Below are 19,337 nucleotides of genomic sequence, written 5' to 3'. Positions count from 1 at the left end.
ATATTCATTTTTTTATGACGCAATTTAGTATAACGGAACACTGCGACAAAGTCAACACCTAATTAACGAAAATCAGATACGTCAACTTTGATTCCAGGTCCCATTGTAGAAGCGATTGAAACATTCTTCATGTACGTACCTTTAGCAGCTTGCGGTTTTACTTTCACAAGTTGTTCTGTAAGTGCTACGAAGTTTTCAACCAATTTCTCATCTTCAAATGAGATTTTTCCAATTGGAACATGGATATTTGCGGACTTATCTACACGGTATTCTACTTTACCAGCTTTAATATCTTTAACAGCTTTTTCTACTTCAAAAGTAACTGTTCCAGTTTTAGGGTTTGGCATTAGACCTTTTGGTCCTAACACACGTCCAAGCTTACCTACTTCAGCCATCATATCAGGAGTCGCTACAATAACATCAAATTCAAACCAACCTTTGTTGATTTTCTCAATGAATTCTGTCTCTCCTACATAATCTGCTCCTGCAGCTTCTGCTTCTTTTGCTTTTTCACCTTTAGCGAACACAAGCACGCGTTGTGTTTTACCAGTTCCATGTGGCAATACCATTGCTCCACGGATTTGTTGATCTGCTTTCTTCGGATCTACTCCAAGACGGAATGCAGCTTCAACTGTTTCGTCAAAGTTTGCTTTAGCAGTTTGTTTCGCTAATGCAACAGCTTCTTTAATTTCATACAAATTTGTACGGTCAACAAGCTTTGCATTTTCTTGATACTTCTTACCTGTTTTTGCCATTTTATTTCCTCCTCTATTGTGGTTATAACGGTAATACCTCCCACTTATAAAAGCAAACAGCTTTTATAAAGCGTGTAACGAACCTAAAACTAGGTCCATCACACCCACGAAAAAGGTTGCGAATGGTCAGCCAACCGCAACCTATACCGTATTAGAAAACTCAGCAATCGCCAAGCGTTAGGCAAATGCCTTAGTTGCACTTGTACAAATAGCAAAGTTTTACACTTTCCTATTTGCAAAAATTAATCTTCGATAACAATTCCCATGCTTCGTGCAGTACCTTCAACCATACGCATTGCCGCTTCAACATCAGCTGCGTTTAAATCAGGCATTTTAGATTCCGCAATTTCTTTTACTTGATCGCGTTTCAATGTAGCGACCTTGTTCTTGTTAGGCTCACCAGAACCAGATTCAAGACCTGCTGCTTTTTTCAAAAGAACAGCTGCTGGTGGAGTCTTTGTAATAAATGTAAATGAACGGTCTTCAAATACCGTAATTTCAACAGGAATAATTAAACCCGCTTGATCTTGTGTACGAGCATTGAATTCTTTACAGAATCCCATGATATTAACACCTGCTTGACCTAGTGCCGGTCCTACTGGCGGTGCTGGGTTTGCTTTACCAGCTGGGATTTGCAATTTCACTAACTTGATTACTTTTTTAGCCACGAGACACACCTCCTTAAAGTCCGTGATGTGGTAATAGGGTCCTATGATTGTATTGGTATACCCTCCCACTCCATTTATCAACGCCCTATCCAGGGCATAAATAACAAAAAAATTTTAGCATGAAATGCTAAATAATGCAAGGTTTTATTGTCTCTTTTTTTAGAAGTTCATTTTAAGACAGCTTTTCAACCTGCGAGAAATCCAATTCAACTGGGGTTTCTCTACCAAACATATTAACATGAACTTTTAGTTTTTGCTTGTCCATATCAATGTGCTCAATTGATCCTGTGAAATCAGTGAATGGGCCGTCAGCAACTCGTACATTTTCTTTGATTTCAAAATCAACCTGTACGGTCGGTTCTGATACACCCATACGCTTTAAAACAACATCAATTTCATCTGGAAGTAATGGTGTCGGTTTTGCACCGTGCCCGCTAGATCCAACAAAACCAGTTACGCCAGGCGTGTTTCTTACAACATACCAGGAATCGTCTGTCATAATCATTTCTGTTAATACATAACCAGGGAATGATTTCTTTTTCATGACTTTCTTTTTACCGTTTTTAATTTCTGTTTCCTCGTCTTCTGGAACGATTACACGGAAGATTTTATCTTCCATTCCCATTGTTTCTACACGTTTCTCCAAGTTCATCTTTACTTTATTTTCATAACCGGAATACGTATGAACAACATACCAATTTTTCTCCATTTATACAGGGCTCCCTCCCTTATAAGGCTGTTCAAAAAGTCCGGTAAAAATGACACATCGAGAACAGTAGACCTTCGATTAAATACCGACACGTCCTGTGTCGAACATCGAAGTCACCACATCCTGCGGAAGCTCGTTGGCTTGGTTTTCCATTCCTTGCAAAAGAAAAACACTTTTCCCGCGTGCAAGAACGTCTGCTCACGTATTAAACCCATACGTTCCGCTATCAGGAGCTACAACACCTCGAACTTCTCGGTCCTTTTTATCCTCTTTTGAACACACACTTTATAGCAGCTTGATTTATCATTCAATCACGAATCGTCTACCATTTTCTCCAATTTAAAAAACCCGCTTTGACCGGGTTTTTAAAAGGGTATATTATTTTTCATTATAGCATAATTAAACACATTTATTCAAAATAAGTTTAAAACTTGAGAAATACCTAAATCAACAATAAAAAAGAATAGTGCTACAAATACTACGGTTGAAATAACGATAATGGTATAATTGGTCAGCTCTTTACCTTTTGGCCAGCTAACTTTTTTCATTTCTCTAGATACATCTTTAAAGAATCTGAACATGCTTGTACCCCCCAAAAACTCCGCTTAAAATGCGCACTTACTTTGTTTCACGATGCAATGTATGTTGCCCACATGTTTTGCAATATTTACGTACTTCTAATCTCGTAGCCTTTGTGGATACATTCTTATTCGTTGAATAATTTCTGCTTGAACAAATTGCACACGCTAACGTGATTTTATTACTCATCTATTTCACCCCACACATAGGGTATTTTCCTTTTGTTCTAATTTAGCACGTTTTGCCATAACGTGTCAACGTCTCAACAACCCGCGAGCCAAATAATATCAAATGTTTTAAACAAAAACGGTGAAGGTTAGCTTTCTGTTATTCTCCCAATCTAAATCTTGATTATTTATGGTGTTTCAGTCACATCCATCAGTTGTTCGAGCTTTCGTTTTACACGTTGCAAAGCATTATCAATCGATTTGACATGTCGTTTCAATTCAATCGATATTTCCTGGTATGACCTTCCGTCCAAATACAAATGGAGCACTTGTCTTTCCAACTCGCTTAATAATTCGGATAATTTCATTTCCATATCTCCGAAATTTTCTCTGTTAATGAGAAGCTCTTGAGGATCAATCTCTTTCGATCCTGCAATTACATCCAACAATGTGCGATCTGATTCTTCATCATAGATTGGCTTATCGAGGGAAACATAGGAGTTAAGTGGAATATGCTTCTGTCTTGTCGCTGTTTTAATTGCAGTGATAATCTGACGCGTCACACAGAGCTCAGCAAATGCTTTAAATGAAGATAGCTTGTCCCCATTATAATCGCGAATTGCTTTATATAATCCGATCATTCCTTCTTGAATGATGTCCTCTTTATCTGCGCCAATTAAAAAATACGTTCGTGCTTTTGCTCGGACAAAATTAATGTACCTGTTAATTAATATGTCCAGCGCTCGACTGTCGCCTCGACGAACAAGTTGCAGCAAATCGTCATCTTCAAGCTTACTAATACTTCGATTGTCTTTTACTATTTGCTCGACGCTCATTAAGATTGCCCCCTGACTATCTCGGTTGTCACTTAGGACATAGTATACAGTACTCGTTTCAGAACCGTCAACATGAATAAGAAGCGTTTACATGCAAAATATGTCGAAATAGCGCAAAAATCAAACTTTTTAGTTGTTCAAAAAGTCCGGCGAAAATAACACCCCGAGAAATAGGGCATTCGACTAATTTCCGACATGTCTTTTCATCCCCCTTTTTGAACACTATTTTTATGCTATATTTCTCCCCTTCTCATCTTTTCAAATTTCTGAAGGATTTCTTCGTCCAACTTAATTTTAGATTGTGGTTGCATTTTTTTATGCAGTTCAATGCTAACTTCAATTTCCTTTTCAATGTCCTGCATTTCAATAAATAGTTCACGAGCAGACTTACGAAGAGCTCCTTGTCCGAAAATCGTACGCTGCTCTGCATAATCAGATGTAGCTACATATACTTGTGTCTTCACATTTTTTACTTCTTTCACAAGCTTTTCGATACATTCATCAGCTGTTTCCTTTTCCTTTGTATAAATTACTTCAACTTTATATTGCTTTAATTTACTTGAAATCCCTTTAACATAGTACGCATCGAATACGATAATGACACGATGGCCGGAATACGCTTGGTATTCAGCCATCCATTCAACCAGACGGTCACGAGCTTGTCCAATTTCTTTTTCCTTTAGTTGTTGCAGCTCTTCCCATGCTCCAATAATATTATAGCCATCTACAATAAGAACGACCATCTATACATCACCCAATGGGTATCTTTTACGATATACCTCATAGAGAAGCAAACTACAGGCAACTGAGGCGTTCAAGGAAGATACTGCTCCCTTCATTGGTAAGCTTACTGTCCAATCACACTTCTTCCGAACAAGACGACTAATACCCTTTCCTTCATTGCCAATTACGAGAGCGATTGGCAATGCCCCGTCCAACTTGCGATAGTCCTCCGTTGCTTCTGCTTCTGTACCGACAACCCATACCTGTCTTTCTTTTAATTCATCAATTGTATTGGCGATATTCGTCACCCGCGCTACTGGAATATGCTCCATCGCTCCTGCAGCTGTTTTCGCAACAGTTGCGGTTAAACCTACCGAGCGCCGCTTCGGAATGATGACTCCATGCGCCCCTGTTGCATCCGCAGTCCGCAAGATAGATCCTAGATTATGTGGATCCTCCAATTCATCCAAAATGATGAAGAAGGGGTCTTCATTTCTTTCTTCTGCCCGCTGAAATAAATCTTCAAGTGTTGCATATTGATAGGACGCAACATAAGCAATCACACCTTGGTGATTACCGGAATCAAGTTGTTCAAGCTTTGATTTCGGCACTTTTTGTACAATCGTTCCAGCTTCTCTCGCCATTTGTTGCAATTTCTTTTGCACATTCGGATTCAATTGCTCCGATATAACCACTTTATTAACAGAACGGCCGGATTTTAATGCTTCCATTACTGGATTTTTTCCAATTATTAACTCTTGATCCATGTTATCCACTCCTCTCTTCTACAAATTCAATCGCACTTTCTAACAGTTCCTTAAGACGTGTTTCGTTTCCAGATAAATAGTGATAGCCGATTAATGCTTCAAATGCCGTACTATAACGATAGGTTTGTACACTTGTGTTTTTCGGAATAGAACCAGACTTAGCATTTCTCCCTCTCCCTACAACAGCCCGTTCTTCCTCATTTAAAAAATCCGCTTTGGCTGCCCAGTTAAGAATGACAGCCGCTTGGGATTTTCCAGAAACAAAAGTAATCGCTTCTTGATGTAGCTGGTTCGGCTTTACGGTTCCTTTTTGAAGCAAATGCTCCCTGACGTGGGTTTCATATATAGCATCTCCCATATACGCGAGTGCTAGGCTTTTCAATTGCTTTGGATCCAACTTCATGATTAGCCTCTTTTCCAGCGAACCCCTTGAGGTGTGTCTTCCAATATGATATTTTTGTCTTTTAACAAATCTCTTATCTCATCTGCTCGAGCGAAATCACGGTTTTTCCTTGCTTCATTCCGTTCTTCAATTAACGCTTCAATCGCTTCGTCTAACAGTTCATCTGCTGTATCAAGAGTAATCCCAAGTACATTTAGTAAAGTCTTGAGCACTTCCTGAAATGTATCAATTACCTCTGTTGATGTTTGGTTGGATTGTAAATAGACATTTGCTTCTTTTGCTAAATCAAACAGGACAGAAATTGCATTCGCTGTATTGAAATCATCATCCATTTCCAGCTCAAAGCGATGTTTCATTTCCGCTATTTTCGTTAACCATTCCTCTGTATTATCAACAAGGTTCATACTCGTCGGTTTGCGATGCTCTAAGTTTTCGTATGCCGTTTTAATTCGGTCATAGCTATTTTTAGCACTTTCCAGAAGCTCCTCTGTAAAATTAATCGGATTACGATAATGCACACTTAGCATGAAGAAACGTAGCACTTCCGGATTATGCTTTGCAATTAAATCTCTTGTTAAAACAAAATTTCCGAGTGATTTCGACATTTTTTCATTATTAATATTTATATACCCATTATGCATCCAATAATTCGCAAATGTATGACCTGTCATGGCTTCAGACTGAGCAATTTCATTTTCGTGATGCGGGAATGTTAAATCCTGCCCACCAGCATGAATGTCAATCGTATCTCCAAGGTATTTCTTAGCCATTGCAGAGCATTCGATATGCCAGCCTGGTCGGCCTTTCCCCCACGGTGAATCCCAAGCAATTTCTCCAGACTTTGCTTCTTTCCATAATGCAAAATCAAGCGGATCATTCTTTTTCTCTCCAACTTGGATTCGCGCACCAGAGCGAAGCTCATCAATTGACTGATGGGATAATTTTCCATATCCTTCAAACGCTCTCGGTTTAAAATAGACGTCTCCTTCTGCTGCATAGGCATACCCTTTCTGAACGAGCACATCAATAAAACGAATGATATCCTCCATCGTTTCCATAACACGTGGATTATGTGTTGCCTCTTTCACACCTAAAGCTCCAACATCCTCTAGATAAGCCTGTATAAATTTATTTGCTATCTCAGGAACATCTTCCCCTAATTCATTTGCTGTTTTAATTATTTTATCATCGACATCGGTAAAGTTTAATACATAGTCAACTTGAAAGCCTTTGTATTCGAAATACCTTCTTACTGTATCAAAAACAATAGCCGGACGTGCATTACCGATATGAATATAGTTATATACAGTCGGTCCGCATACATACATACGAACCTTTCCTTCTTCTAATGGTGTGAAATCTTCCTTCTTGCGCGATAATGTATTATATAACTTAATCGACATATTGTTTTACACTCCCTTGTTTCAATTTTGCAATTTCAGCCTTCAGTTCATCAATCTGCACCTGCATATGTTCACAACGATCAGCTACAGGATCAGGAATCTTATGATGATCAAGGTCCCTTCTTACTCTTTCCCCATTCTGGATTACAACTCTCCCAGGAACACCAACTACCGTTGAATGATCAGGCACATCCTTTAACACAACAGAACCGCCTCCGACCTTCGAGCTTTCACCGATTGTTATTGCCCCAAGCACTTTTGCCCCTGTAGAAATGAGTGCATTATCTTTCACTGTTGGATGTCGTTTCCCTCTTTCTTTACCAGTACCGCCAAGCGTTACTCCTTGAAAAATGGTAACATTATCCCCAATCTCACACGTCTCTCCAATAACTACTCCCATACCATGGTCGATAAAAAGACGTCGCCCAATCTTTGCTCCTGGGTGAATCTCAATTCCTGTAAAGAAGCGGCTAGCCTGAGAAATGACGCGTGCAATAAAGAAAAGCCTTCTTTTGAAAAAACGATGCGCAATTCGATGTGCCCATACGGCATGAAGACCCGAATACGTTAGCATCACTTCGATATACGTACGTGCAGCAGGATCCTGTTCAAACACAACATCCATATCTTCCTTCATTGTTTTGAAAATTCCCATGTGCCTTCCTCCTTTATAGTTAGTAAAATTGGCTTTCGTAAAAGGGATTTTTAGATGGGGCTCTCTACTTTCATAAAATCTTTTTTATTTTGGCTAATTCCAGAGTGAATGCCTTATCCCGCCTTACGCAGAAAGGAACGTTTATACCTTACTTTTTGCCAAAATAAAAAGCGTCCCTGTGTAGTTTATACACAGAGACGCTAGATTAGCGCGGTTCCACTCTGTTTGAAGGACGTATCCTTCCAACTTTGGCTCTCGTAACGGGAGAGTATCGCTGTCATGTACTAAAGACTACTCATTTTCCATAACAGACTCCAAGGGGCACTTCAGAAACGATGCTTAAAATCACTCACAGCCCTTGGTGATTCTCTCTGAATAAGCAGATCGATTCTTACTTTCCCTTTTCAACGTTCACTTATTTAGTAATACTATATTATACAATCGGCGAAATGTGAACCATTACGCTCCTAATTGCTTCAATACTTTATCAAGCCTTGCGATAATAACAGACTTTCCTAAAAGCTCAATCGCAAACGGTAGCTCTGGACCGTGCATTTGTCCAGTTGTCGCAATCCGGATTGGCATAAATAGTTTCTTTCCACGGTGACCAGTTTCCTTCTGTGTTGCTTTAAATTGTGCCTTAATTGTATCTTTATTAAACTCATCTAAATGGATCAGCTTATCTGTAAAAACTTGCAATACTTCTGGTACTTGTTCCCCTTTTAAGACCTCCATCGCTTCGTCATCATAGGAAATCTCGTCATTAAAGAATAGTTCCGTTAGTTCCACAATCTCCGCACCATAACGTAATTGTTCACGATATAAGCTAATCACATTTTCTGCCCACGTTCTTTTATCTGCATCCATATCCTCCGGTAATTTACCAGATTCAATCAAATGCGGCATCGCTAGATCAATCACCGTTTCTATGTCAGCCGCTTTGATGTATTCGTTGTTCATCCACTTCAGTTTTTGTTGGTCAAAAATCGCTGCAGATGTAGATAGACGTTCCGGATCAAAAATTTCAATTAGCTTTTCTTGAGAAAAGATCTCCTCCTCTCCAACTGGAGACCAGCCTAATAAGCTGATAAAATTAAACATTGCTTCAGGTAAGTATCCTAGATTGCGATATTGCTCAATAAATTGAAGGATATGCTCATCACGCTTGCTTAGCTTTTTACGCTCCTCATTCAAAATCAGGGTCATATGGCCATATTTTGGCGCTTCCCAGCCAAATGCTTCATAGACCATCATTTGCTTCGGTGTGTTGGAAATATGCTCCTCACCACGCAATACATGTGTGATTTCCATCAGATGGTCATCAATGGCTACGGCAAAGTTATACGTCGGGATACCATTTTTCTTCACAATAACCCAGTCACCGAAATCACTCGATTCAAACGTAATTTCGCCGCGAACAATATCTTGGAACATGTACGTTTTGTTCTCTGGAACACGAACACGGATACTCGGCTTACGACCTTCCGCCTCGAAAGCCGCGATTTGCTCTTCCGTTAAATTACGGTGGGCTCCAGAATACTTAGGTACTTGTCCTTTTTCACGTTGCTCCTCACGTTCAGCCTCAAGCTCTTCCTCTGACATATAGCATTTATAGGCAAGGTTTCTTTCCAGTAGTTCATTAACATATTTATTATATAAATCTAAGCGCTCTGTTTGACGGTATGGACCATAGTCACCACCAATATCAGCACCTTCATCCCATTCTAATCCAAGCCATTTTAAAAACTTCAACTGGCTCTCTTCTCCACCCGCTACATTCCGTTTTTCATCCGTATCCTCTGTACGAATAATAAACTTTCCGTTAAAATGTTTTGCATATAAATAGTTAAATAAAGCTGTACGTGCATTCCCAATATGCAGATGGCCTGTCGGACTTGGCGCATAACGCACACGAACTTCCTTACTCATGGTGTTGCTCCTCTCTTAATTATGGATTCCGATATAAGTATAAATTTACGTCTATAAGGTTGTTCAAAAAGTCCGGTAAAAATGACACATCGAATTTCTTCGTTGGCTTGCTTTTCCACTGCTCACGTATTAAACCCATACGTTCCGCTGCTCAAAGCTACGCCGCCTCTAACTTCTCGGTCCTTTTCATCCTCCCTTTTGAACACGCACTCTATATGAAAAAGTGATAACATATCATTCATGTTATCACTTTACTTCACCTTAATCAGTTATACCTCTTTTACAGTGCTTTTTCAAGTAATTTTGGTTTTGCAAAGATCATCCGGCCAGCTGATGTTTGCAGTACACTTGTAATAATTACTTCGATCGTTTTTCCGATATAATCCCGACCTTCTTCCACAACTATCATTGTACCATCATCAAGATAGGCAACCCCTTGATTATGCTCTTTCCCATCTTTAATTACTTGTACAATTAGCTCTTCACCTGGAAGTACAACCGGCTTCACAGCATTGGCAAGATCGTTAATATTCAACACGTTAACACCCTGTAAATCACAAACTTTATTCAAATTAAAATCATTTGTTACAACAATACCATCAATTACCTTCGCAAGTTTAATTAGCTTACTATCAACCTCTGGAATTTCTTCAAAGTCTCCTTCATAAATCTCGACTTTCACTGGCAATTCCTTTTGGATGCGATTCAATACATCTAGTCCACGGCGGCCTCTATTACGTTTGAGTGTATCTGAGGAATCGGCAATATGCTGCAGTTCCCCGAGTACAAATTGCGGTATTATAACGGTTCCTTCTAAAAAGTTCGTTTGGCAAATATCTGCGATTCTACCATCAATAATAACACTTGTATCCAGAATTTTTGCCTTTGGTACGATTGCATCTACATCGTCACCTTCAATAGGTCGGCGTTTGTCCTTTTTATTTGTTTTCATTAGATTGACAAATTCATCTCTCCGCCTGAAACCCACTTGGAAACCAAGGTAACCAAGAACAATCATAATAAAGAGTGGCAGAACCTGTGATACAACCTCAATATTAATATCTTGTAAGGGCATGTTAACAAAGTAAGCAATAACCAATCCGACAATTAAACCGATACTACCAAAGAATAAATCAACTGCTGGGAGCTTTATCAGTGCGTCTTCCACCCACCTCAAAAAGTCAACAATATAATCTGCCAGCCAATAAGAAAGAATAAAGAATATAATTGCACCGATGATCATGCCTAAATATGGGGATCTTGCCCAATCCAAATTTGTAATGTTCAATAACCGAATTATTTCTGGTACATATAGATAACCTATAGTACCGCCTAGAACAATAAAAAATAAATGCACTATTTTTTTGAGCAACATCGTCACCTCCTAATGTTTAGTATTGCCTAGAAATTTATAATTTAACCCTCATAAATGGGCGAAAAAAGCATTGTATTTCACAAATCACAGTATAAATATGTCATTTTTATGATAAAAATCGCTAAGAATCACTGGGCCATCGCTATATCTAATGCTTGTTGTACGGTACGAACCCCATGTACTTGAATTCCTTTCGGGTATGTCCAGCCATCCAGATTGTTTTCCGGACAAATGACACGTTTAAAGCCAAGCTTAGCTGCTTCTTGAACACGCTGTTCGATACGCGACACACGTCTGATCTCCCCAGTAAGCCCAACTTCTCCAATAAATATATCATCTGGATTCGTCGGCTTATCCCGAAAGCTTGAAGCAATGCTTACAGCTAGCGCTAGATCAATTGCAGGTTCATCAAGCTTCACACCACCAGCTACCTTAATGTAGGCATCCTGGTTTTGCAGCATAAGGCCGACACGCTTTTCGAGAACTGCCATCAATAAAGGAACACGGTTATGATCAATTCCTGTGGCCATGCGGCGTGGATTACCGAAGCTAGTTGGAGAAATCAATGCTTGAATTTCAACGAGTACAGGTCTTGTCCCTTCCATCGATGCAACGACAGTAGAGCCTGCTGATCCTTCTGAACGCTCTTCTAGAAAAATCTCCGAAGGGTTCATTACTTCTCGAAGGCCTTCTTCTTTCATCTCAAAAATACCCATTTCATTCGTACTTCCAAAGCGATTCTTCACACCTCGTAATATTCGATACGTATGATGCCTTTCTCCTTCAAAATACAATACGGCATCAACCATATGCTCGAGCAGTCTTGGACCAGCTATCGCTCCTTCTTTCGTCACGTGACCAACTATAAATATCGGAATGCCGTTTGATTTTGCGACCTTCATTAAATCAACAGTACATTCTCGTACTTGTGAAACACTACCAGGAGCACTCGTTACATCTTCCTTAAAAATCGTTTGAATGGAGTCAATTACGACAAATGAGGGGCGAATCTCCTCAATTTGTTTTTGAATATCAAACAAATTCGTTTCAGAAAGGACATATAGCAGATCCTCTTTTACTCCTAGTCGATCAGCACGCAGCTTTGTTTGGCGGATCGATTCCTCACCAGAAACGTACAGAACTGGCAATTGCTTCCCTGCAAGCTGTGAAGAGATTTGTAATAACAAGGTAGATTTGCCAATCCCAGGATCACCACCAATTAAAACAAGCGATCCGAGAACAATACCGCCACCAAGCACACGATTGAATTCCTTCATCGTTGTGGTGATACGCGGTTCTTTCTGTGACTCGATCGAAGTAATCCTTTCTGGCTTACTAACGACATGTGTACCACTTACTTGTTTTCCTCTGACAGTGGTTGCTTCAACTTCTTCCACCATCGTATTCCAATTATTACACCCAGGACATTTGCCCATCCATTTCGCAGATTCATATCCACAATCTTGACAAACATACTTCGTTTTTCGCTTAGCCAAATCACTATCCCCTTCTCTTACTATTGTAAAACATTTTTGGCCCAAATAGGTTACAGCTTCCTATCAATTTATGAAACATATTTCCTTATTTATGCCACAACTGGGTCGTTTAGTACCCTTTCCACTAGAATTGGGTGTTTAAAGTAGGGTAAAGAGGGTTTAGAACACCCCTCAATATGGAAGGAAAAGCTAGAAGATACTGCTCTTCTAGCTTTTTACTTTCTCTTGAATTTATAAAAATTGAATTACCTGGATACCTTTAGTTACCATAACAACGTAAACAGGTCAACATTACGGTGCGCAGTTTTTACCTCACTAACCGGCATTCGCGCTTTTATGCTTTCCTCATTACGAGAGGACGATGAAATCTCCTTTATTATTTAAACCGATTTTTACCTCTTGCCCTTTATCAATTGTTTCTTTCAGCAACTCTTCAGATAGAAGGTCTTCGATATTTTTCTGAATCGATCTGCGCAATGGACGGGCACCGTATTCCGGATCGAACCCTTCATTTGCAACCTTTTCTACCGCTTTATCAGTCAATGATAAATGAATATCTTGATCCTTCAGGCGACGTTGCAATTGTTCGAGCATAAGTGTCACAATATCCTTCATATGCTTCTTCTCTAATGAATGGAATACAATCGTCTCATCAATTCGGTTTAAAAATTCAGGACGAAATGCTTTTTTCAATTCTTCCATTACTTTTGACTTCATATCGCTATATTCTTTTCCTTCATCAGCAATATTAAAGCCAACATATTTATTCCGTTTTAGCTCACTTGCTCCAACGTTGGATGTCATAATAATTACCGTATTACGGAAGTCAACAAGTCTTCCTTTGGAATCTGTTAAACGACCATCCTCAAGCACTTGTAATAAAATATTAAATACTTCAGGGTGTGCTTTTTCAACTTCATCTAAAAGCACGACAGAGTATGGCTTACGTCGCACCTTTTCTGTTAGCTGACCACCTTCCTCATAACCAACATATCCTGGAGGGGATCCAACTAGACGAGACGTCGCATGCCTTTCCATGTATTCAGACATGTCTATACGAATCATCGCATCTTCATCTGCAAACATCACTTCCGCTAAAGCTCGAGCAAGTTCTGTTTTACCAACACCTGTAGGTCCTAGGAAAATAAAGGAGCCAATTGGTCGCTTCGGATCTTTTAAGCCCGCACGCGCTCGGCGAATAGCCTTCGAAATCGCATTTACTGCCTCTCCTTGGCCAATCACACGATTATGCAAGATCTCTTCCATGTTTAAGAGACGCTCACTCTCATCCTTCGTTAGCTTCGCTACAGGTACTCCCGTCCAGATCGATACAACACTTGCAATATCTTCAACAGTAACCTCTGAATCGGTTTGTCCTTGCTTTTCTTTCCATTCATTTTTCGTTTTTTCGAGTTGTTCACGATAACGTTGTTCTGAATCACGTAAAGATGCTGCCTTTTCAAATTCTTGGCTTTGTACAGCAGCGTCTTTTTCTTTTCGTACTTCTTCAAGCTTCTGCTCAAGTTCTTTCAAGTTCGGTGGAACAGTATAAGAGCTCAGGCGTACTTTAGAGCCTGCTTCGTCAATTAAATCAATTGCCTTATCTGGAAGGAACCGATCCGTAATATAACGATCAGAAAGTGTTGCTGCTGCTTCAATTGCTTCATCCGTTATCGTTACACGGTGATGTGCTTCATAGCGATCGCGTAATCCGTGCAGAATCTGAATGGTTTCATCCAATGTTGGTTCATCGACTTGAATCGGTTGGAATCTTCGTTCTAATGCAGCATCTTTTTCAATGTATTTACGATATTCATCAAGTGTTGTTGCACCGATACACTGTAATTCACCTCGAGCTAGGGATGGCTTTAAAATGTTTGATGCATCAATTGCACCTTCTGCTCCACCAGCGCCAATTAATGTATGAAGTTCATCAATAAATAAAATGATATTTCCAGCTTGGCGGATTTCCTCCATCACCTTTTTCAAACGATCCTCAAATTCACCACGATATTTCGTACCCGCAACAACTGTACCCATATCTAATGTCATCACGCGCTTATCACGAAGGGTTTCTGGAACCTCGTTATCAATAATTTGCTGTGCCAAACCTTCAGCTACAGCCGTTTTACCGACACCTGGCTCACCAATTAATACCGGATTATTTTTCGTACGACGGCTCAACACTTGAATAACCCGTTCGATTTCCTTCGCACGCCCGATTACAGGGTCAATTTTACCCTCTTTTGCGCTAACGGTTAAGTCTCGTGCCAACGAATCTAATGTAGGTGTACTTGCACTCGATTGTTGTCCAGAACGCCCTTGTCTTCCCGCCTGTGATTCATTGCTTCCTAATAGCTGTAACACTTGCTGTCTTGCTTTATTTAAGCTCACACCGAGGTTATTCAATACGCGTGCAGCAACACCTTCACCTTCGCGGATAAGCCCAAGTAAAATATGCTCTGTACCTACGTAAGAGTGGCCTAGCTTTCTTGCCTCATCCTGTGATAACTCAACGACCTTCTTTGCACGTGGGGTATAGTGAATCGATTGCATCGGCTGCTTATCGACACCGATTAATTTTTCTACCTCTTCTTGAATTTTCGAGACTTCAAGGCCTAGGGACTGCAGTGCTTTTGCCGCAATTCCTTCACCTTCACGGACAAGTCCTAATAAAATATGTTCTGTACCAATATTCTTATGACCAAGTCGTACTGCTTCTTCTTGTGATAATGCTAATACTTTTTGTGCTCTTTCTGTAAATCGTCCAAACATCATCTGGATTTCCCTCCTAGTTTTCCAATTTTAATCGTTCGCGTATGAGCGATGCACGCAATACATCACGTTCACCTGCATTTAAAGTTCTATTCGCATATTGTTGAAGAAAACCCGGTTGTGTAAGAACCATCAATTCATTTAGTATATTTCCTGATGTATTTTCTATAATACCTAAGTCTATGCCCAATCGCACGTTAGAAATACATTTTGCAGCTTCTTTTGATTCAATTTTCCGGCTATACTGCAGTACACCGTAGGAACGAAAGATACGATCCTCGAGTTCTATACCTGATCGCTTCATAATATAATTTCGTGCGACTCGTTCATGATCGATTAACTGATTCACAACACTCTCTAAGTCCTCTACAATATCTTCCTCAGACTTTCCAAGCGTAATTTGGTTGGATATTTGGAAAATGTTACCAAGCGCTTCACTGCCCTCTCCATAAATCCCTCTAACAACAAGGCCAAGCTGACTAATCGCTGGGATCATTCGATTAATTTGCTTTGTCATCGATAAGGCGGGAAGATGCATCATAACAGACGCTCGCATTCCTGTTCCTACATTTGTTGGACAGCTAGTTAAATAACCTTTTGTTTCATCGTATGCATAATTTACCTTCTCTTCAATCCAATCATCGAAATCAAAAGCTTCTTCCAATGCCTTTTTTAACTGTAAACCAGGAAAATAAAGCTGAATACGAATATGATCCTCTTCATTTATCATGACTGAAACTTGCTCATTTTGTGAAATCATAACAGCAGCATGCTCATCGTGCTTTACTAAATGAGGACTAATTAAATGCTTTTCAACAAGCACGCTTTTTTCTACAGGTGTCAAATCTTTAATTGAGACAAATTCTAAATTCTTATAGTTTTGGAAGGTTTGATGTTCATATTCCTTCTTAAAAAAACTACGAATATCATCCAATTTCTCCTGTTCAGCAAGGATTGGATACGTAACATTTGCAAAGTTCCGTGCTAAGCGAATTCTACTACTCATCACAATATCATTATCAGGCCCTTGTTCGTGCATCCAGGGGCTAAGTGCTTCTTTGATAAAATGCTCTAAGCTCAAGATCCATCACCTGCTTCCGGCTCTTTATCCCCTTTTTCCAATGCTTTTATTTTATCCCGAACTTTTGCAGCTTCTTCAAAAGCTTCTGCTTCAATTAATTGTTGCAACTCTTCTCGATAGCTTTTCAGTTGTTTTTTTAATTGTAAGCCACTTCCAGCACGTTTTGGTATTTTGCCAAAATGCTTCGTATTGCCGGAATGTACTCTACGAAAAATTGGCTCTAGCTTGGAAGCAAAAGACTCATAGCAATGGGCACAGCCAAACTTACCAACTTGCTTAAACTTTGAAAATGTCATTCCACATTTCGAGCATTGCAATTCTTTTACCTGGTTTAATTGATTATCACTCATGCTCGTCATCTTTATCGTGTCAAAATTAAATAAACCAGTTAGTAAATCATGAAGAGAATAGCCTTCCTCTGGATAAGTGATATACCCCTTTTTCTTAGCACATGTCTCACACATACTTACTTTAGTTTCTTGTCCATTAATTACCTGTTTTACATGAAGTGTAGCTGGCCGTTCATGACATTCCTGACATTCCAATATCTATTCCCCCTTTACATACAACCTCTTTACAAAATCATCTGTAAAATACTGCTTTACTCACCTGCATACTTTAAGGTCAAAAGCATTTTTGATAGTATACGAGCACGTAATTCATCTCGTAATGGAAGTTTAAAAGCTAATGTCGTACGATCCATTGCACTAAGCATAATCTTTGCCTCGCGCTTTGTAATGATGGCTTCTTCTAATAAACGTTCTAAAACATCAATAGACGATCGCTGGGAAATAGAGCCATCAATCATCTGGATAATTTCATCAATAAGTTCGGACTTATCCTGATGCTTAATTCGCATGATACGAATATAACCTCCACCACCCCGCTTACTTTCTACTATATACCCTTTTTCTACAGTAAAACGCGTATTAATTACATAATTTATTTGCGAGGGAACACACTGAAATTGATCTGCAATTTCACTTCGCTTAATTTCAATTGCATTCTGCCCCTTCGCCTGTAGAACTTTTTTCAGATACTGTTCAATTACATCCGAAATATTGCTCATCTGCCCTACACCTTTCTGTATGAATTATCCAGCACGTTGTCTTTTGACTTTGACTATCTTTGACTATAGTTTCATTATACGCCAAAATGAAGGAGATGCAAACAACTTATGTATATATCTTAGACAAAATTAACAAAAACGAAACCAAAAACCTTCCACAAATTATCTGTGGAAGGTTTTTGAAATGACATTATTTCGTTAATTCAGAGATGTTTTTTACTCCCTGAAATCGGGAAATCTCTTCAAAAATGGTAATCAGACTCTGTTTATCTTTCCGACCCATTTTTATATAGAATTTCCTTAAGCTGCTTTCTTGCCTTATAATCTCGATATTTGTTATAGAAAATTGCTGTTTTTCGATTACCTCTACTACTTGATTGATTTGAATCGTTTCATCAACAACCAATTCAATAAACGTGGTAGTCCTTGACCTAGGAAATATTCTTTCAATATGATTGAGGAAAATCAGACTGATTAATATAATAAGCGTTGTGAAAATAGCAACACTATACATACCTGATCCTACAACAAGGCCAATTCCAGCTACAGCCCAGATAGAAGCTGCTGTTGTCAGCCCACGGACTGTTCCACCATAAACAATAATCGTTCCTGCTCCAAGGAATCCAATTCCACTAATAACATAAGAGGGGATACGCGCAGGATCAAATCGAATATTATCATTTACTTCATTAAATGTACTAAACCCAAATAGGGACAAAATCATCATTAAACAAGCACCTACACCAACAAGAATATGCGTGCGGAACCCAGCAGAGTGATTATTAATCTCCCGTTCAAAACCAATTAAACCAGATAATACTAATGCAACAAGCAATCTTGTAATAATTAATAAAAAGTCTTCCCCTAATAGCTGATCTGCCCATGATTGCAAAGTTTATCCCCCCTTTAAGAATTACTATCTGTTTCTATATATAAATCGTTTCATCACGATTTTCTAATCTTATATAAGAATTTTTTATGGAAATACCCTTCTCGAGTTTATTCCTTGTTAAAAAGATTGTTAAACCTTTTATTAACTATATGAAAACAATTCATAATGATGAAAGAGATTTTCTGGATAAAATTAAAACAGTAAAACGACTTGCTTTTTCCAAACTTGTATAAGATTTGACACGCTCCTTGAAAAGCTCAAACTTTACCGGATTTTAACTTAGCAAAGATAAAATAAGTTGTTTTATGTCGAAAAAAACTAAATAGGAGATTTTAAATGGTATTTCTACAGCATCCTATATATTTCTACACGCAGAACTCCAGTATTATCTCTAGCCACCATGTCTTCAATATATTCACCGTAACTACAATGATCTCTTACAATAAAATCGAATTATTTTATAGGTTTCTAAATCCATTATTCCGGATTCAAGAAACCGCCTTATAGTATCCATCAAGTTCCTACTTTGTAAGTTGCTTCTATTGATATCTATAGAAGATAAAAATAAACGATGATATTGCACTTATTCATTTCAATATCATCGTTATCTATATACATCCTTACCTTTTTATTGAAAAAAGTTAGCAAGCCATAATTTATTATAGATATACAAAAAGAGTTAAAATACATTATCTGTATTTTAACTCTTTTTCATCTGCCTGGCGACGTCCTACTCTTGCAGGGGCAAAGCCCCAACTACCATCGGCGCTGAAGAGCTTAACTTCTGTGTTCGGCATGGGAACAGGTGTGGCCTCTTCGCTATTGCTACCAGACAATCCTCAAAAACAAGGACAAGTTTTATTATATGCATTTCCGAATAAAAATGCAAGGTTTTTTTAAATTTATACCTTAAAAACTAAATAAGAGAAAACAAGACATCAAATAAAGAATTTAGTTAAGTCCTCGATCGATTAGTATCCGTAAGCTCCACGTGTCACCACGCTTCCACACCGAACCTATCAACCTCATCGTCTCTGAGGGATCTTACTCACTCG

At 38.9% G+C, this 19,337-nt stretch carries 19 protein-coding genes, 2 rRNA genes and 2 other annotated features (1 of these 23 running past the window's edge); all 21 genes read right to left on the bottom strand.

Going from position 1 to position 19,337, the window contains the following annotated elements; genetic code table 11:
- Positions 1-12, bottom strand: a sequence feature (ribosomal protein L10 leader region); it reaches 140 nt to the left of the window's first position.
- A 50-nt stretch (positions 13-62) separates the two neighbouring features.
- Complete coding sequence (rplA, locus tag D1B32_RS17775) at positions 63-755, bottom strand: 50S ribosomal protein L1 (protein WP_095313576.1); 693 nt, start codon at positions 753-755, stop codon at positions 63-65.
- A 242-nt stretch (positions 756-997) separates the two neighbouring features.
- Positions 998-1,423 carry a 50S ribosomal protein L11 gene (rplK, locus tag D1B32_RS17770; protein ID WP_144029223.1) on the bottom strand — a complete coding sequence of 142 codons (426 nt, stop codon included), beginning with the start codon at positions 1,421-1,423 and terminating at the stop codon, positions 998-1,000.
- 172 nt (positions 1,424-1,595) lie between these two features.
- A complete protein-coding gene (gene nusG / locus D1B32_RS17765; RefSeq protein WP_095313578.1) occupies positions 1,596-2,132 on the bottom strand; it encodes a transcription termination/antitermination protein NusG in 537 nt (178 codons plus the stop codon).
- Positions 2,133-2,545: 413 nt separating this feature from the next.
- Positions 2,546-2,713 carry a preprotein translocase subunit SecE gene (gene secE, locus D1B32_RS17760; RefSeq protein WP_095313580.1) on the bottom strand — a complete coding sequence of 56 codons (168 nt, stop codon included), beginning with the start codon at positions 2,711-2,713 and terminating at the stop codon, positions 2,546-2,548.
- A 37-nt stretch (positions 2,714-2,750) separates the two neighbouring features.
- Positions 2,751-2,900 (bottom strand): 50S ribosomal protein L33, encoded by a 150-nt coding sequence (gene rpmG / locus D1B32_RS17755; RefSeq protein ID WP_118890041.1) that lies wholly within the window; start codon positions 2,898-2,900, stop codon positions 2,751-2,753.
- Positions 2,901-3,066: 166 nt separating this feature from the next.
- Positions 3,067-3,714, bottom strand: a complete 648-nt coding sequence (gene sigH, locus D1B32_RS17750) for an RNA polymerase sporulation sigma factor SigH (RefSeq protein WP_095313584.1) — start codon at positions 3,712-3,714, stop codon at positions 3,067-3,069.
- Positions 3,715-3,947: 233 nt separating this feature from the next.
- Positions 3,948-4,457, bottom strand: coding sequence for an NYN domain-containing protein (locus tag D1B32_RS17745; RefSeq protein ID WP_095313586.1), 510 nt, complete (start codon positions 4,455-4,457; stop codon positions 3,948-3,950).
- Complete coding sequence (gene rlmB / locus D1B32_RS17740; protein WP_118890040.1) at positions 4,458-5,204, bottom strand: 23S rRNA (guanosine(2251)-2'-O)-methyltransferase RlmB; 747 nt, start codon at positions 5,202-5,204, stop codon at positions 4,458-4,460.
- A 1-nt stretch (position 5,205) separates the two neighbouring features.
- Complete coding sequence (locus D1B32_RS17735; RefSeq protein WP_118890039.1) at positions 5,206-5,607, bottom strand: Mini-ribonuclease 3; 402 nt, start codon at positions 5,605-5,607, stop codon at positions 5,206-5,208.
- A 2-nt stretch (positions 5,608-5,609) separates the two neighbouring features.
- Complete coding sequence (cysS, locus tag D1B32_RS17730) at positions 5,610-7,010, bottom strand: cysteine--tRNA ligase (protein ID WP_118890038.1); 1,401 nt, start codon at positions 7,008-7,010, stop codon at positions 5,610-5,612.
- Positions 7,000-7,665, bottom strand: a complete 666-nt coding sequence (gene cysE, locus D1B32_RS17725) for a serine O-acetyltransferase (RefSeq protein ID WP_095313594.1) — start codon at positions 7,663-7,665, stop codon at positions 7,000-7,002. The genes cysS and cysE overlap by 11 nt, the downstream gene beginning before the upstream one ends.
- 190 nt (positions 7,666-7,855) lie before the next feature.
- Positions 7,856-8,082 (bottom strand) — a binding site (T-box leader).
- Between the two features lie 42 nt (positions 8,083-8,124).
- Positions 8,125-9,594, bottom strand: coding sequence for a glutamate--tRNA ligase (gene gltX / locus D1B32_RS17720; protein WP_095313596.1), 1,470 nt, complete (start codon positions 9,592-9,594; stop codon positions 8,125-8,127).
- A gap of 280 nt (positions 9,595-9,874) precedes the next feature.
- Entirely contained in the window at positions 9,875-10,966 is a 1,092-nt protein-coding gene (locus tag D1B32_RS17715) for a PIN/TRAM domain-containing protein (protein WP_095313611.1), read from the bottom strand.
- A gap of 131 nt (positions 10,967-11,097) precedes the next feature.
- On the bottom strand, positions 11,098-12,465 hold the full coding sequence (gene radA, locus D1B32_RS17710) for a DNA repair protein RadA (RefSeq protein WP_118890037.1): 1,368 nt from the start codon (positions 12,463-12,465) through the stop codon (positions 11,098-11,100).
- 348 nt (positions 12,466-12,813) lie between these two features.
- A complete protein-coding gene (gene clpC / locus D1B32_RS17705; protein ID WP_095313600.1) occupies positions 12,814-15,243 on the bottom strand; it encodes an ATP-dependent protease ATP-binding subunit ClpC in 2,430 nt (809 codons plus the stop codon).
- 13 nt (positions 15,244-15,256) lie between these two features.
- Positions 15,257-16,321 carry a protein-arginine kinase McsB gene (locus D1B32_RS17700; RefSeq protein ID WP_095313602.1) on the bottom strand — a complete coding sequence of 355 codons (1,065 nt, stop codon included), beginning with the start codon at positions 16,319-16,321 and terminating at the stop codon, positions 15,257-15,259.
- Positions 16,318-16,866 carry a protein-arginine kinase activator protein McsA gene (locus D1B32_RS17695; RefSeq protein ID WP_095313604.1) on the bottom strand — a complete coding sequence of 183 codons (549 nt, stop codon included), beginning with the start codon at positions 16,864-16,866 and terminating at the stop codon, positions 16,318-16,320. The genes D1B32_RS17700 and D1B32_RS17695 overlap by 4 nt, the downstream gene beginning before the upstream one ends.
- Before the next feature lie 56 nt (positions 16,867-16,922).
- On the bottom strand, positions 16,923-17,390 hold the full coding sequence (locus D1B32_RS17690; protein ID WP_095313606.1) for a CtsR family transcriptional regulator: 468 nt from the start codon (positions 17,388-17,390) through the stop codon (positions 16,923-16,925).
- A gap of 190 nt (positions 17,391-17,580) precedes the next feature.
- Complete coding sequence (locus D1B32_RS17685; RefSeq protein ID WP_240033832.1) at positions 17,581-18,282, bottom strand: MgtC/SapB family protein; 702 nt, start codon at positions 18,280-18,282, stop codon at positions 17,581-17,583.
- 717 nt (positions 18,283-18,999) lie between these two features.
- Positions 19,000-19,115 (bottom strand): 5S ribosomal RNA (gene rrf / locus D1B32_RS17680).
- 118 nt (positions 19,116-19,233) lie between these two features.
- Positions 19,234-19,337: ribosomal RNA gene (locus D1B32_RS17675) — 23S ribosomal RNA — on the bottom strand; the annotation flags it as partial.

Source organism: Oceanobacillus profundus (assembly GCF_003515705.1).
GTDB classification, from domain to species: domain Bacteria; phylum Bacillota; class Bacilli; order Bacillales; family Amphibacillaceae; genus Oceanobacillus; species Oceanobacillus profundus.
Note: the sequence above shows the minus strand (reverse complement) of the source record. Positions and strands in the feature narration are given on the sequence as shown.